At 67.4% G+C, this 21,074-nt stretch carries 14 protein-coding genes and 1 pseudogene; 9 read left to right on the top strand and 6 right to left on the bottom strand.

The window, feature by feature from the left end; genetic code table 11:
- Nucleotides 1–176 precede the first annotated feature (176 nt).
- Nucleotides 177–8,474: a SpvB/TcaC N-terminal domain-containing protein gene (locus tag ACM6LR_RS09795; RefSeq protein WP_414943614.1), complete on the top strand. Its 8,298-nt coding sequence runs from the start codon at nucleotides 177–179 to the stop codon at nucleotides 8,472–8,474.
- A gap of 686 nt (nucleotides 8,475–9,160) precedes the next feature.
- Here the strand turns inward: ACM6LR_RS09795 and ACM6LR_RS09790 are convergent.
- Nucleotides 9,161–9,508, bottom strand: coding sequence for a VOC family protein (locus ACM6LR_RS09790; protein ID WP_414939012.1), 348 nt, complete (start codon nucleotides 9,506–9,508; stop codon nucleotides 9,161–9,163).
- A gap of 85 nt (nucleotides 9,509–9,593) precedes the next feature.
- On the opposite strand from ACM6LR_RS09790, the gene ACM6LR_RS09785 reads away from it, so the two are divergent.
- Entirely contained in the window at nucleotides 9,594–9,716 is a 123-nt protein-coding gene (locus tag ACM6LR_RS09785; protein WP_414943613.1) for a hypothetical protein, read from the top strand.
- A gap of 64 nt (nucleotides 9,717–9,780) precedes the next feature.
- Here the strand turns inward: ACM6LR_RS09785 and ACM6LR_RS09780 are convergent, their stop codons facing one another.
- Entirely contained in the window at nucleotides 9,781–11,298 is a 1,518-nt protein-coding gene (locus ACM6LR_RS09780; protein WP_414943612.1) for a nucleobase:cation symporter-2 family protein, read from the bottom strand.
- Between the two features lie 162 nt (nucleotides 11,299–11,460).
- Here ACM6LR_RS09780 and ACM6LR_RS09775 point away from each other — a divergent pair, with 162 nt between their 5' ends.
- The 5 genes from ACM6LR_RS09775 (at nucleotide 11,461) to ACM6LR_RS09755 (ending at nucleotide 13,553) form a co-directional block, all read left to right on the top strand.
- Nucleotides 11,461–11,625 carry a hypothetical protein gene (locus ACM6LR_RS09775; protein WP_414943611.1) on the top strand — a complete coding sequence of 55 codons (165 nt, stop codon included), beginning with the start codon at nucleotides 11,461–11,463 and terminating at the stop codon, nucleotides 11,623–11,625.
- 131 nt (nucleotides 11,626–11,756) lie between these two features.
- Nucleotides 11,757–12,173: a DUF6892 domain-containing protein gene (locus tag ACM6LR_RS09770; RefSeq protein ID WP_414943610.1), complete on the top strand. Its 417-nt coding sequence runs from the start codon at nucleotides 11,757–11,759 to the stop codon at nucleotides 12,171–12,173.
- A gap of 411 nt (nucleotides 12,174–12,584) precedes the next feature.
- Nucleotides 12,585–12,746, top strand: a complete 162-nt coding sequence (locus ACM6LR_RS09765) for a hypothetical protein (protein ID WP_414943609.1) — start codon at nucleotides 12,585–12,587, stop codon at nucleotides 12,744–12,746.
- Nucleotides 12,712–13,368 (top strand): class I SAM-dependent DNA methyltransferase, encoded by a 657-nt coding sequence (locus tag ACM6LR_RS09760; RefSeq protein ID WP_414939016.1) that lies wholly within the window; start codon nucleotides 12,712–12,714, stop codon nucleotides 13,366–13,368. Before ACM6LR_RS09765 ends, ACM6LR_RS09760 begins: the two co-directional genes overlap by 35 nt.
- A 41-nt stretch (nucleotides 13,369–13,409) precedes the next feature.
- Nucleotides 13,410–13,553 carry a hypothetical protein gene (locus ACM6LR_RS09755; protein WP_414939017.1) on the top strand — a complete coding sequence of 48 codons (144 nt, stop codon included), beginning with the start codon at nucleotides 13,410–13,412 and terminating at the stop codon, nucleotides 13,551–13,553.
- A gap of 14 nt (nucleotides 13,554–13,567) precedes the next feature.
- Here ACM6LR_RS09755 and ACM6LR_RS09750 read toward each other — a convergent pair whose 3' ends face one another.
- The 4 genes from ACM6LR_RS09750 to ACM6LR_RS09735 all read right to left on the bottom strand — a co-directional run bounded on the left by ACM6LR_RS09750 (nucleotide 13,568) and on the right by ACM6LR_RS09735 (nucleotide 20,102).
- The gene (locus ACM6LR_RS09750) at nucleotides 13,568–15,214 is read right to left on the bottom strand and encodes a WXG100 family type VII secretion target (protein WP_414943608.1); all 1,647 of its coding nucleotides are present in this window, start codon (nucleotides 15,212–15,214) and stop codon (nucleotides 13,568–13,570) included.
- A gap of 163 nt (nucleotides 15,215–15,377) precedes the next feature.
- Entirely contained in the window at nucleotides 15,378–16,541 is a 1,164-nt protein-coding gene (locus tag ACM6LR_RS09745; RefSeq protein ID WP_414943607.1) for a serine hydrolase domain-containing protein, read from the bottom strand.
- 62 nt (nucleotides 16,542–16,603) lie between these two features.
- Nucleotides 16,604–19,729, bottom strand: coding sequence for a BTAD domain-containing putative transcriptional regulator (locus ACM6LR_RS09740; RefSeq protein WP_414943606.1), 3,126 nt, complete (start codon nucleotides 19,727–19,729; stop codon nucleotides 16,604–16,606).
- 34 nt (nucleotides 19,730–19,763) lie between these two features.
- On the bottom strand, nucleotides 19,764–20,102 hold the full coding sequence (locus ACM6LR_RS09735; protein ID WP_414943605.1) for a MarR family winged helix-turn-helix transcriptional regulator: 339 nt from the start codon (nucleotides 20,100–20,102) through the stop codon (nucleotides 19,764–19,766).
- On the opposite strand from ACM6LR_RS09735, the pseudogene ACM6LR_RS09730 reads away from it, so the two are divergent.
- Together ACM6LR_RS09730 and ACM6LR_RS09725 are read left to right on the top strand one after the other, a co-directional pair.
- Nucleotides 20,093–20,287 (top strand): annotated as a pseudogene (locus ACM6LR_RS09730) (VOC family protein); the annotation flags it as partial. The gene ACM6LR_RS09735 and the pseudogene ACM6LR_RS09730 overlap by 10 nt on opposite strands.
- Nucleotides 20,288–20,606: 319 nt before the next feature.
- Entirely contained in the window at nucleotides 20,607–20,993 is a 387-nt protein-coding gene (locus ACM6LR_RS09725) for a VOC family protein (RefSeq protein ID WP_414939022.1), read from the top strand.
- The last annotated feature ends 81 nt before the right edge of the window (nucleotides 20,994–21,074 follow it).

Raw genomic sequence — 21,074 nt, 5'->3', positions numbered from 1 at the left:
AAGTCGAGGTGGTTCTCCAGGCCGGCGTTTCATCGGAATTTCATCGACGGTCGATACCGTCGCCGAGATCTCGGTTCTCGTCCGCGTCGCCACTCTATCCCTTGTGTGACAACGATTGTCGCTCTTCGACGGGACCGCCTGCAGCTGAATTCATCGATCCAGAGGGGGTCGGGGGCATGTCTGCCTTCGCGTGGGCTCGTCGTCCGGTTCGTCATCGCCAGAAGGCCGTGGTGGTGGCGTTGATCTTGACGTTGGTGGCGATGGCGGTCCCTGGGGCGGCACCGCCGCCGTCGGTACGCGGGGCGGGGCAGGCCTCGGGCGCGGACGGAGCGGTGGCGGCTCCGGAACATCCCGAGGGGACGTCATTCGACCCGAATCGGATCAAGGACATCAAGGCGGCCGATCCGGGAGCCGGGGTGAACCTGATCGGGCCGCCGTCGGCGAACAACCTGGGTGACGCCCGGTTGTCGTACCCGCTGGAAGTGCCGAAGGGACGGGCGGGCCTGGAGCCGAAACTGGCGGTGGCCTACAACTCCTCGGGTGCGAACGGCTGGCTGGGGATGGGCTGGGACGTGTCCTTGCCGTCCATCACGGTGGACACCCGCTGGGGAGTCCCGCGATACGACCAGGGACTGGAGACCGAGACCTACCTTCTGAACGGTGAGCAGCTCACACCAATCGCCCACCGGGGCGAATTGCCGAAGCGGACGGCGGAGATGGTGTTCCACGCCCGGGTGGAAAGCCGGTTCGACCGGATCGTGCGACACGGGGACAACCCGGCCGGTTACTGGTGGGAGGTCACGGACAAGGCGGGTACCCGCACGCTGTTCGGCGGGGCGGCCGACACGATGTTGACCGACAAGGCGGGCCGCGTCGCCACCTGGGCGGTGCGTGAAGTCCGTGACACCAACGACAATGTCATGCGCTACCGCTATGCCAGGGTGGACGATGGCGGGACCGAGAAGTCGACCGTTCCGGGTAGCAACCTGTATCCGCGGGGGATCACCTACACCGGCCGCGGCGACGCCGAGGGCAAGTACTCGGTGACGTTCCTGCGCGACCGGGACCGGGGTGAGCCGCGTCGCGCGGACGTGCAGATCGACGCCAGAGGCGGGTTCAAGAAGGTGACCGCGGACCTGCTGCGGCGGGTCGAGGTCAAACTGGAAGACCGGCTGATCCGGGCCTATGAACTCGACTATCGGACCGGTGCGTTCGCCAAGACGCTGCTCGCGTCGGTCTCGCAGTTCGGTGCGGACAACCGCCTGTTCACCACGCACTCCATGGACTACTTCGACGATGTCCGTGACAAGGACGGCAACTACGACGGGTTCGCCGGGGCCGCGAAGTGGACGGTCGCCGATGACGATCTCGGGGTGAACGTGCGCGAAGGTGAGGCGTCGGCGTTGTCGGCGTCCACGTCGGTGGGGGCGGGCGGGCACCTGTACACGGGTTACAACCCGGCCTTGCCGATCAAGTCGGGTTCGGCCGGGGTGAAGATCGGTGCCAACGCCGGTGTGTCGGACGGGCTGCTGGCGCTGGCCGATGTCAACGGCGACAACCTGCCGGACAAGGTGTTCCGCAAGGACGGCGAGGTCTGGTACCGGCCGAACCTGGCCGCACCGGGCGGTCAGCCGAAGTTCGGTGACACCCCGATCAAGCTGACGGGGCTGCCCGCCATCTCCTCGGAGTCGACGCTGTCGGGCACGATCGGGGTGGAGGCCTACGCGGGGGTCGCGGCCCAGCTGGATCTGGTGTCCACGATCACCACGTCGGACCGCTACTTCTCCGACGTCAACGGCGACGGGATCACCGACCTGGTCAACAACGGCGGTGTACTCTTCGGATATCTGGACGCGAACGGGCAGCCCGCCTACAGCGAGGACAGCAAGCGGACGCCGGTCCCGGTGGGCGGCGGAGTGGCGTCGGGGAAGTTCGTCGGTGATCAGCGGGCGGCGTTCGACCGCGCGGTGGACACCTCGCCGCTGCTGGACAGCGTGCGCCGATGGGTCGCGCCGTTCGACGGGAAGGTCCGGGTGGACGGGCGGGTGCGGCTGGTGCCCGACACCAGCCCGGAACGGGCCGCCTATGACAAGGCCGACGGCGTGCGGGTCACGATCCAGCACAAGGACACCGAACTGTGGGCGCAGCGGATCGGCCCGGCCGACCACATGGAGTTCGCGCCCACCGGCGTCGACGCCGTCCAGGTGCGCAAGGGTGACGCGATCTACTTCCGCACCCAGTCCATTTTGGACGGTAAGTACGACACGGTGGCGTGGGACCCGACGATCACCTACGAAGGGAACGCCGGGGTCGACGTCAACGGGTTGAGTAACACGGTTTTCCAGGCGTCGAAAGACTTCACCATGGCCGGGCGGCAGTCCAACGTGACCGCGCCGCTGACCGGGACCCTGCGGCTGACCGGCGACGTGGTCAAGGACAAGGCGACCTCGGACGAGGTCACCGTGGTGATCAGCCACAAGGGCAAGGACGTCGTGTCCCAGAAGCTGCCCGCCGCTTCCACCGGGACCACGCCGATCGATCTGTCCGTGCCGGTGACCAAGGGGGACAGTCTGTCGTGGCGGTTGCGGGTGGATTCCTCGATCGACCCGACCGTGGTGAAGTGGGTTCCTCAGGCGCATTACACGCAGGCCGAGGGCGTGGAGTCGGTGGTGGACCACGCCGGGAAACCGACGATCGTGATCCACCCGCCGTTCGAACTGGACCTGTATCCGGTGTCGGACGGGACCAAGCCCCAGCAGTCGTGGAAGGCGACGAAGACCGGTCAGCTGACGGTGGCGCCGAAGATCGAAGCCGCCCTGACCAACAAGGACAAACACAAGGTCGCGGTCACGGTCAAGAAACGTGGCGGTCAACTGGTGGGCAAGACGGTGATCGAGGTCGACGGCTCGATCTTCCTGCCGACGCTGCCGCCGAGGTTCACCGTGCCGGTCACCGCGGGCGATGAGCTGTTCTTCGATTTCGCCACGCTGTATCCGATCGCGCCGACGGAGAAGTTGACGGTGTCGGCGACGGTCAGCGACAACGGGTGGCTGTTCACCCCGGTGCCGACGGCGTGGCACGCGACCGCGCCGCAGGGCGCGTTCGCCCAGCCCCATCGCGGCTGGGGCGTCATCGGCTACCAGGGGCAAGGGGACCGGGCGACCAAACCCATCGTCGAAACCGATCTGGTGCTCGACGAGAGTTTCAAGAACTCCCTTCCCAAAGCACCCAAGGAAGAAGACGTACCGGGCTTCAAGGCGAACCCGAAGGTGGACACGCCGCGTATCGCGGTGTTCGCGCCGCTGCCCGCGCAGGGGAGATGGGCGGGTGCCGACGAGGGCACCTTCGTCGGCGCGGACGCCGCGGCCAGTTCCCGCTACGGCAGTGACACCATCGACGTACTCGCCGATTCCGACGTGGCGGGGGCGAAGGGCGTGCCACGGCGGGGGATGAGCGTCCAGGTCTCCACCACGCTCGGCGTCGGGCCGGTCTCCGGCAGCCTCGCCGGTGGTATCACCGCCGGTGGTGTCGACTTCCTGGACCTCAACGGCGACCGGTTCCCCGACGTCGTCGGATCCGATGGGATCCAGTACTCCGACATGGCGGGCGGCCTCGGCGGGACCAGGGGTGAACTCGACGGGCCGGTGCGTGACTCGAACTCGATCGCGGTGTCCGTGGCGGCGAGCGCGGGCAGCCCCGCGCACACCAAGGGCACCGCACGGGGCACCGACGCCCCGACCGCCGAAATCGGCGCCGCCACCGCCAGAGCCGGACTCGAGATGCCCGCACTCGGACTGGGCGGCAGTATCGGCGGCGGCGAGTCGGCGGCCAGACTGGAACTGCTCGACGTCAACGGCGATGGTCTGCCCGACAAGGTCTACGCCGACGGCGATGTCGCGCTCAACCTCGGCTACTCCTTCGCCGAACGTGAAGCCTGGCCCACCGGTCCGGTCAACACCGGGCAAACCGCCAACGTCGGCGTCAATCTGGGATTCAACCTCGACAACTACGGCTTCGCCGGCGGGGTTTCGGCGACTCTGGGCACGTCGACGACCAAGGCGGGCCTGACCGACGTCAACGGGGACGGCCTCGCCGACCGCGTGTTCACCGGCGACGCCGGGCAGCCGATCTCCGTGGCGATCAACACCGGGAGCGGACTCGCGCCGCCCGTGCCGTTCCGCGGCGGGTTCAGTGAGGTCGCGGTCGACAAGAACGCCACCCTCGCCGGCGGTGCCTACTTCACCTTCGGCTTCCCCATGCCCTTCGGCGGCTTTCTGGTGTTCAACCCGGGTGCCGACGCCTCCACCGGCATCGGCCGCAGCGAGATCGGCCTGCGTGACGTCAACGGTGACGGGCTCGCAGACCACGTCAAGTCCACCCGCGACAACGAATTGCTTGTCTCGGCCAACCAGACCGGCCGCACCAACCTGCTCCGCGGCGTGACGCGGCCGATGGGCGGGCGGATCGACCTCGACTACACCCGCACCGGCAACACCCAGGCCATGCCCGAATCCCGGTGGGTCCTGTCCCGAACCGGGTTGTCCGACGGCCGACCCGGCGACGGCGCCGATACCCAGCTCACCACCTACCGCTACGAGCACGGCAAGTACGACCGGCTCGAACGTGAATTCCAGGGCTTCGGCAAGGTCGTCACCGAACAGCGCGACCCCGGCGCGGCCGACGCGCTCTATCGCTCGACCACTGACGAATACCGCACCGACAGCCCGTACACGCGTGGCTTGCTCACCCGCACTCTGGCCACCGACAACGCGGGACGGCCGCTCACCGAAACCGTCAACACCTACCAGCTCCGTGACACCGCCGACGGCGGCGGCACGGGGAAGCCGGCCAGTGTGTCCCCGCAGCTGACCAAGGTGGACAAGCACTTCTTCGAAGGCACTGCCACACCGGGAAAGTCCACCCGGGTCGAGATGTCCTACGACGCGTACGGGAACCTGATCCGGTCGTTCGACGCGGCCGACGACGGCGCCGCCGACGACGTGGAAACCAGCTACGGCTACAGCGCGTCCGACCAGGCCTGCCGGGACCGCAACATCGTCGGCACCGCCAACCTGGTCAAACAGCGCGGCAGCGCCGTCTCGCGGCATAGCGAATCCACAGTGGACTGCAAGACCGGAACGGTCCGGCAAGTCCGCCAGTACCTCACCGACACCGTCTCGGCGGACATCGACCTGGAGTACTTCCCGGACGGGAACCTCAAGTCGGTCACCAAACCGGCCAACCGGACCGGTCAGCGGTACCGGCTGGAGTACGGCTACGACACCGTCGTCGGCGTGCACATCGAGTCCATAGTGGACAGCTTCGGATTGCGGTCCAGCGCGACGCATGACCTCAACTACGGGCAGGTGGCCAGTACCACGGACCAGAACGGTCAACAGGTCCTGCACGGCTACGACAGTGTCGGACGCTTGGACACGGTGACCGGACCCTATGAGATCGGGTCCGGCAAGGCCACGATCGATTTCGACTATCACCCCGAAGCCGTCGTCCCGTATGCCACCACCCGGCACCTCGATCGCAACGCCGCCGGCGTGCGCGAGGACACCATCGACACCGTCACCTTCACCGACGGGCTCAAACGCGTCCTGCAGACCAAAAAGGACGCGACGGTCGCCGATCGGGCAGGGGACACCCCTGCTCCGGTCATGACCGTGTCCGGCCGCACGAAGTTCGACTTCCTCGGCCGGGTGGTGGAGCTGTATCACCCGGTCACCGAACCCAAGTCCGGCGACAACGCCACGTTCAACACCGCCTTCGACACGGTGAGACCGACGCGGATGTCGTTCGACGCGCGGGATCGGCTGGTGAAGACGGTCTCGCCGGATGAGGTCACCGGCACCGTCGCCTATGGATTCGGGCCGGACCGGGCCGGGGTGACCAGGTTCGAAAGGATCGTCACGGACGGGAACGGCAAGCAGAAGCGTGCCTACCAGGATGTCCGCGAGCTGACCACCGCGGTCAAGGAATTCAACCCGGCCGGCGGGCAACCGGTCATCTGGACCGGATACGACCACGACCCGTTCGGGCGGATCATCGCCGTGACGGACGACAAGGACAACGTCACTCGATCCGAGTACGACGCCCTCGGCCGCCGCACCGTCCTGGACAGCCCGGACGCCGGCCGCACCGAGACCCGCTACGACCTGGCGGGGAACCCGACGGCGAAGATCACCGCGAATCTGCGGCAGGGCGACAAGGCGATCGAGTACGACTACGACCAGAACCGCCTCAAAGCGGTCCGTTATCCGATCTTCCCGGCGCACGACGTCACCTACACCTACGGCACACCCGGTGCACCCGACAACGCGGCCGGCCGGATCACCGAGGTCCGCGACGCGGCGGGCACCGTGACCCGCGGCTACGGTCCGCTCGGGGAAACCACCCGCGAAACCCGCACCGTCAAAACCACCGGGCAGGCGGATCGCGCGTACACCACCAAGTGGCGCTTCGACGCGTTCAACCGAGTTCTGCAACTGACCTATCCGGACAGTGAAGTCCTCACCTACACCTACGACAGCGGTGGGCAGGTCGTTCGCGCCACCGGAACAAAGAACGACACCGACTACACCTATCTCAACCGGCTGGACTACGACAAGTTCGGCCAGAAAGTCCTGCAGGAGGCCGGGAACGGGGTACGTACCACCTACACCTACGACGAGGCCGACCGCAGGCTCGCCACTCTCAAGTCGAAGACGCCGGGGGACGCCGAGTTCCAGAATCTCGGCTACAGCTACGACAAGGTCGGCAACGTGACGAAGCTGACCAACGACCCGCAGCAGAACTCGGCGATCGGCGGTCCGAGCAGCCAGACCTACGGCTACGACGACCTCTACCGGCTCACCTCGGCCAGCGGCCGGTACACCACCGAAACCAACCAGGAGAACAAATACACCGTGGCCCTGAGCTACGACTCCATCCACAACACCACTACCAAGACCCAGCACCACGAGATCACCGAGGGCACGACCCCGCCTGCTCAGGACGAAGCGGACACGGCGTCACTGAACCGAGGCGGCGGGGCGGGCGCGGCGTCGTCCGGACCGTTGTGGTCCGGGCCGATCGAACCGGTCGAGGATCCGGCCAACCCGCCCGGCATCCAGGACAAGACCAGCTACGACTATCGATACGAGTACGGCGGCGGTAAACCGCACGCGCCGAGCAAGGTCGGGCCGATCACCCAGGCCTACGACGCGAACGGGAATCTCACCGACACGGTGAACACCACCGCGGACGACGGAAAACGGCGTCAGTACGTGTGGGACGAGGAAAACCGGCTCGTGTGCACCCAGGACACCGCTGCCGCGACGGTTTCGCAATCCCCGGCGGGTTGCCAGGGCGCCACCGTCAGCTTCACCTACGACGCGGCCGGTGAACGTGTGATCAAGAACGGCGACGGCAGATCCCTCTACCCCAACCGCGCCTACAGTGAACGTGACGGCACCGGCTACAAGCACGTCTTCGTCGGCGACAGCCGCCTCACCACCAAAACGGTCGCGGCCGACGGCGATGAGAACGACCAGTCCTTCTTCCACGCCGACCATCTCGGTTCTTCCGGCTACGTGACCGACAACCAGGGCAAGGTCACCGAGCATCTCGAGTACCTGCCGTTCGGGGAGACCTGGGTCGAAGAGAAGGCAGGCCAAAGCGGCACGCCATACAAGTTCACGGGCAAGGAACTCGACGCCGAAACCGGGCTCTACTACCACGGCGCCCGCTACTACAACCCCAGAACCCAGCTGTGGGCGAGCGCGGACCCCGCCTTGCCCGACTATCTGGATTCCGGCGTCGCGGGTGGCATCGGCGAACCCCGCAACCTCGCCGCCTACACCTACGTCCACAACAATCCCGTCAAACTCACCGACCCCACGGGGAAGTTCCCGGTGGTCGACGACCGGACCATGGCGGAAATGGAGGTCCAGTACAAAACGAGGACAACGGGCGCGGGCGCGAAGGTTCTGTTCTCGAAACTCGGCCAAGAAAAGATGGTCACCCCCGAGGAAAAAGCCATCTTCGATCGAACGAGTCTCCTCGACCTGAACTTGATGAACAACCTCGCCGAAGACGCGAAGGCCAATGCGGCCGGGCACTTCGGCGGTGCCCAGGGTAACGGCGAGGACGCGACGCGGGACGGGGATATCGGCAACGCGCACCAACACGCGTTGTGGAACGCTTTGCTGACGAAATACTTCGGCAGGGACAGGGCGAAGGAGCTCACCGACGCTCACGAGGCGACATCGGAGAACACGAACCGCCCAGCCGAGTTGATGGACCTGTACAACAACCGCGTCGGCCGGGACGTCTACAGCGAGCTCGCCGACAAACTCGGCCGCGAACCCAGCGACACGGAGGTCGCCGCCGCGGTCAAGGACGCGGTCATCAGTGGGAGAACGGTCATGATGGTCGACCCGGGTAACCCGCAGAGCAAGCTCCAGTGGACGGGGCCGAAACAGTGACGGCCGATTCGGAATGGAGTGAACGCGGCGTGGTGATGGCGCCAGGGTGAGGCTCGTGAGTGTGAAAGACGGCTGAAACCGTCGGTCCCTGTCGCGCGGTCGCCCACCCCCAGTACAGGAAAGCCCACTGGGGCGACCGGCCGAGTGTTCCGAGTCCGTGAAGGACTCCTTGAGGGACTCTGGGTCCCTCAAGGAGTCCTTCACGGACCGCGATCCTGATACTCACGACGCCGTCTGCCGTTCATGAGTGCGTGTCCGGCGATGGGTGGTGACTGAGGACCTTGGTCCGGACCCGTAGGCGTCGTCCGCAGGCCGCATCCCAGGCCGGTGAGCGGCAGATTTCGAGTGCGCAAGGTCGGCACGACGTCGGGTGGCGAAGCGGTCTCGTTGCCATGTGGATCAACGGTCCGTCAGTCCACGGAATGGTGTCGGCGTCGGCGTCGGCGTCGAGGTCAGGCCAGCGCCCGACCAGTTCACCGACGTAGTTCCCGAACGAAGTGGTCGGCGGGATGTTCCGGCCCCCCATAGGTTCGGCGTGGAGGGATACGAACGTCGCGCTTGCTGTCTCGTCGTCGGCAGGCATCGGGCCTTCCCAAACAGCGAGGTGGTTGCTCATGAACTCGGTCTTCCCCCGGTGCCCACGGTGCTGCCTCGCGGCCGCCCAGGCGTTCCGGCCGTCTGAGTAGTCACTGTCCGTAGATCACGACGACGTTGCCCCAGGGATCGCGTGCCACGGCGCGGACTTCGTGCGGGCCACGTTCCGGTTGCCGGATCACGTCTCCGCCGTGCTCCACGATGGCGGCCAGGGCCGCGGCCACGTCTGGAACCTTGAACGACGCCGCGGGCACACCACCGGTGACGTCCTCGGCGGGACCGGCGAGAGCGAGAGTGGTGCCGCCCGCGTCCAGGGCCGCGTAACGGTCACCGTCCACGAATTTCGTGGCCAGGCCCAGAGCCGCGGAGTAGAACCGCACGGCGGCGTCGACGTCGGCCACCGGGTGCAGCACGTTCCCGATCCTCGCGTTTTCGTTCATGGGACGACCGTAGCAAAACGCTGGCACGGCGAGGTTTCCATTGTCAGCCGGATGCCACCTTCGCCAGTGGGAGAGGCCTAAGCGGATGCTGTCGGCTCAGGCCGGCCGAGCGAGGGGAAGCGGTCTGGAAGCGGTGGCCATGGTGATCGTGGTGGCGGCATTGGCGAAAGCGGAGATGGGCGGGATCACCGGGTGGCAGCGGCGGTGACGATCGACGGCCGCGTCGCTGGTGGCGCCGCGATCGAACGCCGTGGCGACTCCGAAGACACTCGTCAGTGTCCTTCCGGGTCGGTGCCGATCCGGTAGTGCACGGGGCGGCCATCGGCGTCCCGCACCGGGACCGGTTTGCCGTCGGCGTCCACGATTTTGCCGTCGACGATCTTGTCGCCGTTCTCCAGCTGGGAGAAGGCTTTGAGGTCGGAGTAGTCGATCACCCGGGTCGCTGTCGCGAACACCGACGGGTCGGTGCCCGCCTTGCCCGGTTTCAGATGGTTGAACACCAGGTTCAACACGACGGCCATGAGCGCGGCGGAGCTGATCCCGGAGTGGAAGATCGTGCCGACCCATGTCGGGAAGTGGTGGTAGAAGTCCGGCGCGGCGATCGGGACCATGCCGAAACCGACGGAGGCCGCGACGATGACAAGGTTCAGGTTCCCGTTGTAGTCCACTTTGGACAGTGTCTTGATGCCGGCCGCCGCGACCGTGCCGAACAGCACGAGACCGGCGCCGCCCAGGACCGGGTACGGGATCGCGGCGACCACCCGGCCGAGTACCGGGAGCATCCCGAGGACCAGCAGCACCACTCCACCGGCGGTCACCACGAACCTGCTCCTGACCCCGGTGATCGCGACCAGTCCGACGTTCTGGGCGAACGCGCTCTGGGTGAACCCGTTGAAGATCGGAGCGATCGCCGAGGACGCCATGTCGGCACGCAGGCCGTCGCCGATCCGGCGCTTGCCGACCCGCGTTCCGACGATCTCTCCCACCGCGAGGATGTCGGCTGTGGTCTCGGTGAGGGTCACCAGCACGACGATGAACATCGACACGATCGCGGCGATGTCGAAGGTCGGTGCTCCGAAAGCGAACGGGGTCGGTATCGCGAAGATCGGGCCGTCCCCGACCTCGGAGAAATCGGCCTTGTCGAGGACGGCGGCCAGCACGGTGCCTGCCACGATCGACAGGAGGATCGAGAGCCGGGAGATCGCCGGGACGGCGACCTTGCTGAGCACCAGCACGATCGTCAGGGTCAGCGCGGCCAGTCCGATGTTGGACACCGAGCCGAAGTCCGCCGCCTTGGTGTTGTTGCCCATCGCCCACTGTGCCGCGACCGGCATCAGGCTGAGCCCGATCACCGTGATCACCGTCCCGGTGACGACCGGCGGGAAGTACTTCACCAGCCGCGAGAACACCGGCGTGATGAGCAGGCCGAGCAGCGTGGAGGCGATCACCGCTCCGAACACCGCGGGTAGTCCGCCATCGGCCACGATCGCTGTCATCGTCGCCACACCGGCGAAGGAAGTGCCCTGGACCAGCGGCAGCCGGGAGCCGAAGAAGGGTACGCCGTACGACTGCAGGATTGTCGCCAGTCCGCCGATGAACAGGCACGACGCGACGAGAAGCCCGATTTCGGCGGGCGAGACGCCTGCGACGCCGCCGATGATCAAGGGTGGCGCGATGATCCCGCCGTACATCGTCAGGACGTGCTGGATGCCGTAGGTGAAACTCTTGCCGATCCCAAGCCGTTCATCCTCGGGCCTGCCTGCCTCTTCGGCCCGTGTCCTCTTCACCATGGATCCGCCTCTCGGTAGAAGCGAGCGATTCCAGCTAATTTCAATCTGCGGAGATTAGCTTCCGCATGGCAGAAGTAGCAAGACCGAATGTGGAGTCGCGGTCCGGCTATCGGAAACACGGGGGACGTCTCGAAGAACGCGATGTGCTCGACCGTGATCATCATGCTGACGCAGATCAGGTGTGCAGCAGGCAACCTCGACTGCGCATGCCGAGAGGCGATCGCGACGACGATGCCCGCCGCCAAGTGGCCGACCGCGACGGGCACAGCGAAGCCGGCGGCCGGCACCGCATTGACCGAGGGGCGTGGGCCCGACCACCGGTCGTGATCCGTGGTAGGCGACGGCACCCACCGCGGGGCGTCGTCGGGACTGTCGCGTCAAGTGCGTTTTCGGCCGTTCTCCCCGCGAGAACAGTGGCCGAGCGGATGGCGGTGTCGTCGCCGCTTAAGGTTCGGCGTATGAGCCGGCAGATCCAATTCACCGACCCCAATTTCAAGCTCGCCGTCGTCCAAGAGCTGATGTACAGCCAGGACCTCCTGCCGAGCTTCAACCTGCGGGAGTACGCCGCCGAGCAGGGCTTCACCTACGACGACGGGAGCGTCGAGGCAGTACCTGAGGCCCTGGCCTATTTCGAGGCGCTCGAGGTCCCCGTCGAGCTTGCGGAGAAGGTCACCGAGATCGGGATGGACGGCGGCAACGAGATCTACCTCGAGATCGCGCCGAACTGGGACGGCGAGGACGGACTGTTCGACGTCGACGAATTCGCCGACGTGCGGCACTTTCCCAACCTGAAGTCGATGACACTGCTCTACACGGGCAACGAGGAGGCACTGGAGACGTTGCGTGCCCGCGGCATCGAGGCGGACTGGCTCTGACCTCGGCCGTGTTCGGACGGCGATCCGGGAGAATTTCCGCATGACGGGTTCTGGTCTGGCAACGCACGTGGGAAGCCTCGCGCCGCGGTCGACCTGAGCATCGAACTCGGCTCGTCCACCCGGACGTGCGTGGTGGCGGCGATGACCTCGGACTCGGGCGCGAACACGCCGGCACCACACCCTCGGGCACGGTGTACATCGCGCCCACGTAGTCGAACGCGGTATCCCAGCGACTCCAGCACGCGGCCCCGGTCGGGCCACGTGCCACCCATCTCCAGCCCGGCCCCGTCGAACCCGGCAGTGCCGAGATCGCGCGCACACGATCATGACATCGACTTCCGGAGAAACCATCGAACACCTGCCTTCTGTCAGCGTGCACGGGAACGTACGTGCGGCGGTTTGCCCCGGTCGATGGACACTGACGCCCGGCACGCCGCGTATTCGTGCCGGTGGGAGGGGCTGACCGGGCGCCTGGCACAGGGGCTGGCGGCGGACTTCGTGGTGCTGGACCGCGATCCGTGGGACTACGGTTCCTGGAATGAGCTGGTTGACCGAAACCCGGAACTCCTATGACGCCGACGCGGCCGGTTATGCCGATGAGACCCGCGACCTGCTCGACAGGAAGCTCCACGTTCGCGCGGGGGTCGTGCTGTTCGCCGACCTGGTCCGCGCGATCGGCGGCGGGCCGGTCGCCGATGTGGGTTGCGGGCCGGGGCACACCACCGCGTTGCTGCGGGAGCTGGGCGCGGACGCGTTCGGCATCGACCTGTCACCCGCGATGATCGAGATCGCCCGCCGCGAGCACGCCGGCGCGCGGTTCGAGGTCGGTTCGATGACCCATCTGGAGCTCGCCGACGGCTCCCTCGCGGGTGTGCTCGCGTGGTGGTCGCTGATCCACATCCCGGACGAGGCGGTGCCGGGTGTACTCGGACAGTTCCACCGGGTTTTGCGGCCGGGTGGGGTGCTGGCCGCGGGATTCCACGTCGGTGACGAACCGGAAAACCGGTCGACCGGGGACGGCGACCGGTCCGTGCACGCGTATGGGTACCTTCGCCGACCGTCCCGTGTGGCCGATTGGCTCCGTGGGGCGGGCTTCACCGTTGAGGCACAGCACCTCCTGAATCCGGACGAGCCGAAACCGGGCGCGATCCTGTTCGCCCGCCGGTCCGCGGCATCGCCGATCAAGACGGGGTGACCTCTATAGCAATGTGAGTTTTCTGGGATCGGGCCGCGGTCGTGCTCGCCGAAGTCCTGGCCGGCCGGCGCGACCAGGACGGGATCGCCGGCGCCCGCCTGAGACCGGCGGTCCTCGCCGACGACGGCGAACGGATCATCCGCTTCGGCGAATACCTCTCTTACGAGTCGTACGGCGAAAACTGAACGGCCCGGCAGGGTCAGGGGAGGACTTCGCCAAGCTTGTCCAGTCCCTCGCTGATCCCGTCCTCGACGCGCCGGTACGTGTCGGCGCTGGTGACCAGGCTGTCCGCGACGCCGCCGATCGTTTCCGCGCCCGCCGTCAGCCGGTCGCCCGCCGCGGAGATGTGCTTGGTCAGCGCGTCGCTGAAGGTGGCGGCGGCGGGAACCTCGCCGAGCAGATGTGACACCAGTTGCAGCCGTGACACCGTGCCCGCCGCGGCGCTCAACGTCGACGTCGCCCCGTCAAGGACACCTGCGGCACCGACCAGCGAGTCGGGATCGGTTTCATAACCGGCGTCCCCTGGGGAGAGCGCACCGTCCGGGTCCAGGCCCAGCTCGTCAAGGGAGATCCTGGTCAGCTCTGGCTCGTCCCACTTCTCGCCCGGGTTCTTCTGGTAGCCGTAGGCGCCGGATTCGTGAGCCAGCACGATTTCCCCGTCGATCTCGACGGCTTCCTCGACACCGTGTGAGTCGTAGCCGTCTTCGTTGCCCGGCTCACCGCCCTTCAGCTCGATTTCTTCGCGATCGTTGAAGTCGAACAGTTCCGGCGTCCGGTCCTGCCGGTAGAACTTGCCGCTGTGCCCATCGGACGAGGAGAAGATGAACTCGTCGTCACGCACCACGACACCCTGGACGTTGTTCGGCGTCTCGATCGGTTCCCCGGCCTTGTCCGGCTCGGGTGAGCCGTTCTTGCCGACGGGGACTTCGTAAAGCCGGTTGTTGGTGTAGTCGCCCACGAAGAGCTTGCCCTGGGCGTAGGTGACATAACTGTGGGCAGGTGTGGGGACCACGTCGACGGCGTCGACCGGTGTGCCGCTGTCCTGTGCGGCGTCCAGCTTGGCCTTGTCGTAGACGTACACGTAGCCGTTGGACGACACCCAGACGTGTTCGCCGTCCGTCGCGACGCCACCGGTGTGCGTGGGCGCGCCTACTTCGCCGTTACCGTTGAGATAGACGTTGCCCGCTTCGTTGCCGGTTTCGTAGTCGACGTAGGTCAGCCGGCTCGGCGTCAGCCCTGGACCGATCGGGCTGTCGCCGTCCCCGTCCCCGTCCCCGTCCCCGTCGTGGTACGAGCCCACGAGCAGGTTCTCGCCGTCGTAAGCCAAGCCCTGGGATGTCCACGGTTGTCCCGGATCGACACCGCTGATGTGTGCGTTGCCCTCGTCGTCCCAGCCGCCGCCGTCGTTCGTGGCCGCCATCGCGTTCAGCTTGCTTTCATAGGCGTGCTGGGCGACGGTCAGCGCCCGGACGGTCCGCATGGCGATTTCCGGTGCTTCGGCGAGGTCGTTCAGACCGAGCTTGCGCCACGGCGCGATGGCAGTGTCGGCCGATGTCCGCAGCGTCGAGTACGCCTTGGAAGCGCCTCTGACGGCCGATTCGGCGGCGTGGAGCTGTTCGTATACCTCTGCGAGGGCCCGCGAGGACTCTTTCGCCTTGCCGACGAACTCCGCCGCCGCCGTGCCGCGCCATGACCGGGCCGCTCGCAGGGCGCCACCGGAGATCTCGTTCGCGACGGTCTGCAAAGAGGCCCTCGCGTCGGCGATGGTGGCGCCGACCTCGGCGATGCCCGCCGCGTCGCCCGACGTGAGCTTGGCGTAGAGCGGTTCGGGATCAAGGAACGGCATCGGCTCCTCCTCGAGCGGCGGGCACGTGAAGCTACCTTTGGCCCTGTTCGGGGTGAGGTGGCGAAGGGTCGTGAGCGGTAGCTCGCGTTCTGACGCCGGCAGGCGAACAACGGTTCCCGCGACCCTTCGCCACCCTATGCCGGCGCCGGCCCCCTGTGGACGGTCAGAGTTTCAGTGCCATGCCGGCGGCGCCGAACTCCGCTTCGAGGATGCCGTCGAGCAGAGGGAAGGTCGCCCAGTCGTTGTTGGTGTGGACGGCCAGCGTGTGGGAGCCGTCGGGTTCGCCCATCACAAAGGTGCACGTGCCGTAGCTTTGCCCGGTGCCACCACGGAGTTTCCTGCCGTTGGACAGGGTCAGTTCGTACAATCCCAGGCCGTAGCGTGTATTCGCGAGCCAGTGCGCACCCTCGGTGGAGACGGTGGTCCACATCTTCTCGTGCTGTGCGGGCGGCAGCAGGCTTCCGTCGATCATCGAGGTGAAGAACACGAGCAGCTCGTCGAGGGTCGACACCACGTTGGCCGCGCCCCATCCGGCGGAGGTGTTGACCTCGGTGACGTCGAAGGGCGGCAGTGCGGGGTCCTCCAGCATCGAGGGCCAGTTCTCCGGGGTGACCTCGTCCGGACGGACTCCCTCCCTGAGGAAGACCTTCGAGTATGCCCGGGGATGGCGTCCCCGGTAGCCGGTTTCTTCGCGCGGACGTGCGAAAGTGTGCTTCAGTCCCAAGGGGCGTACCAGGGTTCGGTCCACTTCGGACTCGAAGGTGTTCCCGGTGGCCTTCTCGACGATCGCCGCGGCGAAGCCGAAACCGCCGTTCGAGTACCAGAAAGCTTCGCCTGGCTGGTATGCCGGCGGCTCCGACACGGCGAGCTCCAGCACGTCCCCGGGCTCGAAGACTTCGAAGCGGTGTTCGTCGAAGGCGGACCGGATGTTGTATCGGCGCTGCACCTCCTTCGCCATGCCGGTGGCGAACAGGCCGCTGGTGTTGGACAGCAGCTGCCGGATGGTGATCTTGGTGCCGTCGTAGTCACTTCCGTCCATCGCGCCCGGCAGCCAGTGTTCGACGGTGTCGTCGATGTCCAGCAGCCCTTCGGCCTCGAGCTGGAGCACGGTGGCCGCGGTGAACGCCTTGGAGATGCTGCCGGTGTGCAGGTGCTCGCCGGGCACTCGCCGGGCGCCGGTCGTCGTGTCGGCCTGTCCGATGGAGCCGTACCACGTGCCGTCGCCGTCCTGGATCTGGACGACGACGCTGGGCGCGCCCAGCTCGCTCACCGCGCGGTCCATGGCCTCGCGCACCTTCGGGCGTCCCGTGCTTTCGACGTCTGTCATGACGTTTCCTCTCAGCTGGTTGTCGTACGCCTCAACGGTGACCGTCGGTGATGACAACCGGCTTACAAAGCGCTGACAGGGGCTGAGTGCGCTGTCAGCCTGGCGACAGCGTCGGCCCGGGTGAGCCGCGCACCCCTCTGGAACGCGTCGTCGTAACCGTGTCCGCCGAGCCGCCGGGTGAGCTCGGCGACCAGGTCGCGCAGCTCCGGGTCACCGCGGTCGAAGACGCCGCGAACGGCCTGGCTCAGGCCGAGCGCCGTCGCCGCGCCGACCGGGTCGCCCTCGAGGAAGAGCAGCCTCGCCAGCTGCTGGGCTGCCGGCGCAGGGGTTGCGTTGGCCTGTGCGGCGGCGAGCGCGGCAGGCAGCAGTTCGCGGGCACGATCCGCGTTCCCGGTCGTGAGATGAAGTGCGATCCTGGCTGGTGCCAGGATGTTCTCCACGTCCGGCAGCCGCTGCCGTCGCGCCAGCGCGGCCAGCTCGTCGAGTTCCCGTGCCGACTGCTCGAAGTCGCCGGAGCGCCGGTGGATCTCGGCGCGGCCCAGTCGGATTTCGAACTCCATGTACCGCAGGCCGAGTGCCCACGTCAGATCCTCGGCCGCGTCGATGTCCTGCCCGGCGCCGTCGAGGTCACCGGCGCGCATCCGCACCGCGGCCAGCCCGACCAAGTAGGAGACCTCGTCCTGCGACCCGGCTCCGGCGGACAACCCGAGGGAGCGTTCCAGTGCGGCGATCGCCGCGTCGTGGTCGCCGCCGACGGTGTGGACCTCGGCCAGGAGGGCCGTCGATACCGCCGTCCAAAGCCGGTCACCGGTCTCGGCGAACTCCGTCGCCGCCCGTTCGCGTGCGGCGGCGAGCCCGGCCCAGTCGCCACGATCCCCGGCCGCGGTGGCTTCCAGCAAGGACACGCAGGCCCCGGCCCAGGTGTCGGACCCCTTCCTCACCCTGGCGAACTCGCCCATGACGAGGTCCTCGAGGCCCATCTGCTGCGCCAAGGGGAGTGTCACCATCAGCAGGAACGGATACCGCTCGAAGGCGCCGGTTTGCGAACATCCGGCGATCAGGGCGCGCACACGGTCCGGATCGGTGCACGGCGCGTTCTCGCCGATCAGGGCGTCGATCGCGGTGAAAGCGGCGCGGGCGTCGTGGGGGAGCGCGTCGCCCAGAGTGAGCGCCTCGGCGATCGACAACTCCGCCCGTGCGTCGTAACGCACCGCGTACCAGTACCAGTGCAACAGGCCGAGCAGCCGGACCACGGCGTCCGCGTCCCGGCCATCGAGGGCTGACCGCAACGCGAACACCAGGTTGTCGTACTCGGCGGCGATGACCGCCAGCGAGGCCGGTTGGTGGTGAGACCGCGCGAGGGCTTCGTGTCCGGTGGCGAGCGCGGCGAAGTGGCCGACGTATCGGCCTCGGATCGTGTCCCGTTCGCCTGCTCGGGAAAGTTCTTCGGCAGCGAAGGCGCGGATGCTCTCCAGCATCCGATAGCCGTCGTCGCCGTGCTCCACGAGCGACTTGCCGACGAGCGAGTCGAGCACGTAAAGGGCGTCCGAGCACACCGCTTCGATCGCGTCGAAGGTGGCGGTAGCGGGGAAGAAGGCCAATCGTCGTGCCACGATCCGTTCGCGGTCGCTCAGCAGGTCCCAGCTCCACTCGATCACCGCACGCAGAGTGCGCTGACGAGGCAGGGCCGCCCGGTTCCCGGTGGAGAGCAAGCGGAACCGGTCATCGAGATGCCGTGCGACCTGGCCGATGCTCATCGAGCGCAGCCGCGCCGCGGCCAGTTCCAGCGCGAGCGGCAAGCCGTCGAGGCGGCGTACCACGTCCACCACGGAGTCCACGGTGGACTCCGTGAGGGCGAAGCCCGGCCGGACGGCGGCCGCGCGGTCGGTGAACAGCCGCACCGCGGTCGATTCGCCGGGATCGGTGCGCTCGCCAGGGACGTCGAGCGGGCCGAGGCGGCAGAGCGCTTCGCCAAGGACGTCCAATGGCTCCCTGCTGGTGGCCAGGATGGTCAGCCGCGGCCGGGATTCGAGCAGATACTGGGCGATTCGCGCGGCTTCGGCGATGAGGTGCTCGCAGTTGTCCATGACCAGCATGGCGTCATCCCCGCCGAGCAGCGTGGCCACGCGATCCAGGGGCTCGGCGATGCCGGTGGCGAGGCGCTCGCCGCTGAGTGCGCCGAGGATCGCATCGGCGACCCCCTCTGGACTTTCGACGCCTGCCAGCGGGACCAGCCACAGCCTGCCGCTTTCGTACGCGTGGTGCCGGGACGCTGCTTCCAAGGCCAGCCGGGTCTTTCCGACGCCACCGGGGCCGACCACGGTGACCAGCCGGGACCTCCGCACCAGGTCCGCGAGCAACGCGGATTCACCGGTGCGGCCGACGAACGACGTCAACCGCGACGGCAGCCTGCCCGGCGCGGGCCCCGGGCGGACCGTTGTCCCCTCCATCTCTCCGCGCAGCACGGCGACGTGAGTGCGCCGCAGTACGGCGGAGGGATCGACACCGAGTTCGACGGCGAGCCTGCTCCGGATGTCCTCGTACGCGGCGAGCGCCTCGGACTGGCGGCCCGCCGCCGAAAGCGCGCGCATCCGCAACGCGGCCAGGCGTTCCCGCAAGGGTCGCGCGGCGCAGGCCGCCTCCAGATCGGGCAGCACTCCGAAATGCCGGCCCAGCCGCAGCTCCGCTTCGAAGCGGTCTTCACGGGCCGCCGCCCGCAACTCCTCAAGGCGCGCACCAGCGATTTCGGCGTACGGAGCGGCGAGCACGTCCGCGAACGCGTCACCGTGCCACAGCGCGAGCGCGTCCCCGAGCGTGGCGGTCGCACGCTCGGGTTCGCCCGCCAGGAGCTCACGGCGGCCCCGTGCGGCCAGGACTTCGAACCGGAGCGCGTCCACGCTGTCGGCGGGCAACGCGAGCCGATAGCCCGCGGCGGGCGACTCCACCACTCCCGGCTCCGGCAGCGCCCGTCGAAGACGGTGTACCAGCGCGTGCAAGGTGTTCGTGGTGGCCGCAGGGGATTCCGTTCCCCAGATGTCCTCGATGAGCGCGCCGGCTGACACCGCCTCGCCCGCCGCGAGCGCGAGCCTGCCTATCAACATCCGAGGCCTCGCACCACCGATATCGACCGGTTCGCCGTCATCGCCGAAGACCCGCACCGGCCCCAGCACCATCACCCTCAACCCCACGACGGGGAGCCTAATCTCGAGGCCGAGCAACGAGCTATGCGCCGTCGTTGCCATCACGCAGGGAATGGATCATGCTCTGCAGGCTCCGGAACGCGCCTGACTGCTCGGTCTCGGTCATGCCGGCCAGCATTCTGACCTCGACGGACCGGACCGCTAAGGTCGCCTTCTCGAGGTTTCGTCGGCCTCGAGGCGTGAGCCGTGTGGGAAGAACCTTTCCGACGGGTGCCGCGGCGGGCCTGGTCACGTGGCCCTCTCGGTCCAGTGTCTGGAGCAGCACGTTCACCGTCTGGCGTGTTACGAACGCGCCCCGTGCGAGTTCGGAGTTCGACAAGCCCGGTCGTTGAGCCAGCAGTTCGAGGCAGGAGTAGTGCATCCGTCGCCCAGCCTGGCATCGGTGCCGCGATCTGGCTCCACGCGACAGACGTCCAGGCCATTCACGATGCGCTCGTCACCGACGGCCACACCATCGTCTCCGCACCGATCGAAGGCCCCTTCGGTCGGACATTCACCTTCGCCGACCCCGACGGCTACCAGGTCACTCTCCATGACCGTGGCTGAGGCGGGCACCCTGGTCACCCGAAACGATCACCGCCGTCGGACGGAATCAAGTGTGTCTCGGTGGGCTCGCTTCCGCCGGGTTCCGCACTGCCGCCGTCGATCTGTCGGATTCGGACGGCGACCTGAATCGCCTTGCTCGGCACGAGTCGGTCATTGAGGCCGCGAAGAACGCGAACGCCCGACATGTCTACTACACCAGCGGAGTTCGAGCCGACGACGACCGATTCGAGAACAATGCGGACCACGTCGAGCCGGACGTGATCTACGACGGCGGCAACGAGTTGACCTCTACCAAGCTTGAGGTTCTACAGTGCTTTCCATGACGGTACAGCTGAATCACACCATCATCAACGCTACCGACCGGGCCGCCACGGCGGGCTTTCTGGTCTCGATCCTCGGGCTGCCAGAGCCCGCTGAATTCGGCCCGTTCCTGGTGGTCCAGACCGGCAACGGGGTCTCGCTCGATGTCATGCACAGCACCGAGGAGTTCTCCAGGCAGCATTACGCGTTCCTGGTCGAGGAGGATGAGTTCGACACGATCTTCGGGCGGATCCGTGAAGGGGGCCTGCCGTACTGGGCGGGGCCGGGGCACCGCGGCGCCGGCGAAATCAACACCAATGACGGCGGCCGGGGCGTGTACTTCGACGACCCCGACGGTCATGTGCTGGAGATCCTCACCCGTCCATACGGATCCGGCGTCTCCTAGAGGGAGGGGCGCGGTCGCCTCGGCTTGCTGAACGGGCGGAAGGGACGACGATGCCCGCTCGGCAGCACGTGCTCCGCTGGC

The organism is Amycolatopsis sp. cmx-11-32, assembly GCF_047608695.1.
Taxonomy (GTDB): domain Bacteria; phylum Actinomycetota; class Actinomycetes; order Mycobacteriales; family Pseudonocardiaceae; genus Amycolatopsis.
Note: the sequence above shows the minus strand (reverse complement) of the source record. Positions and strands in the feature narration are given on the sequence as shown.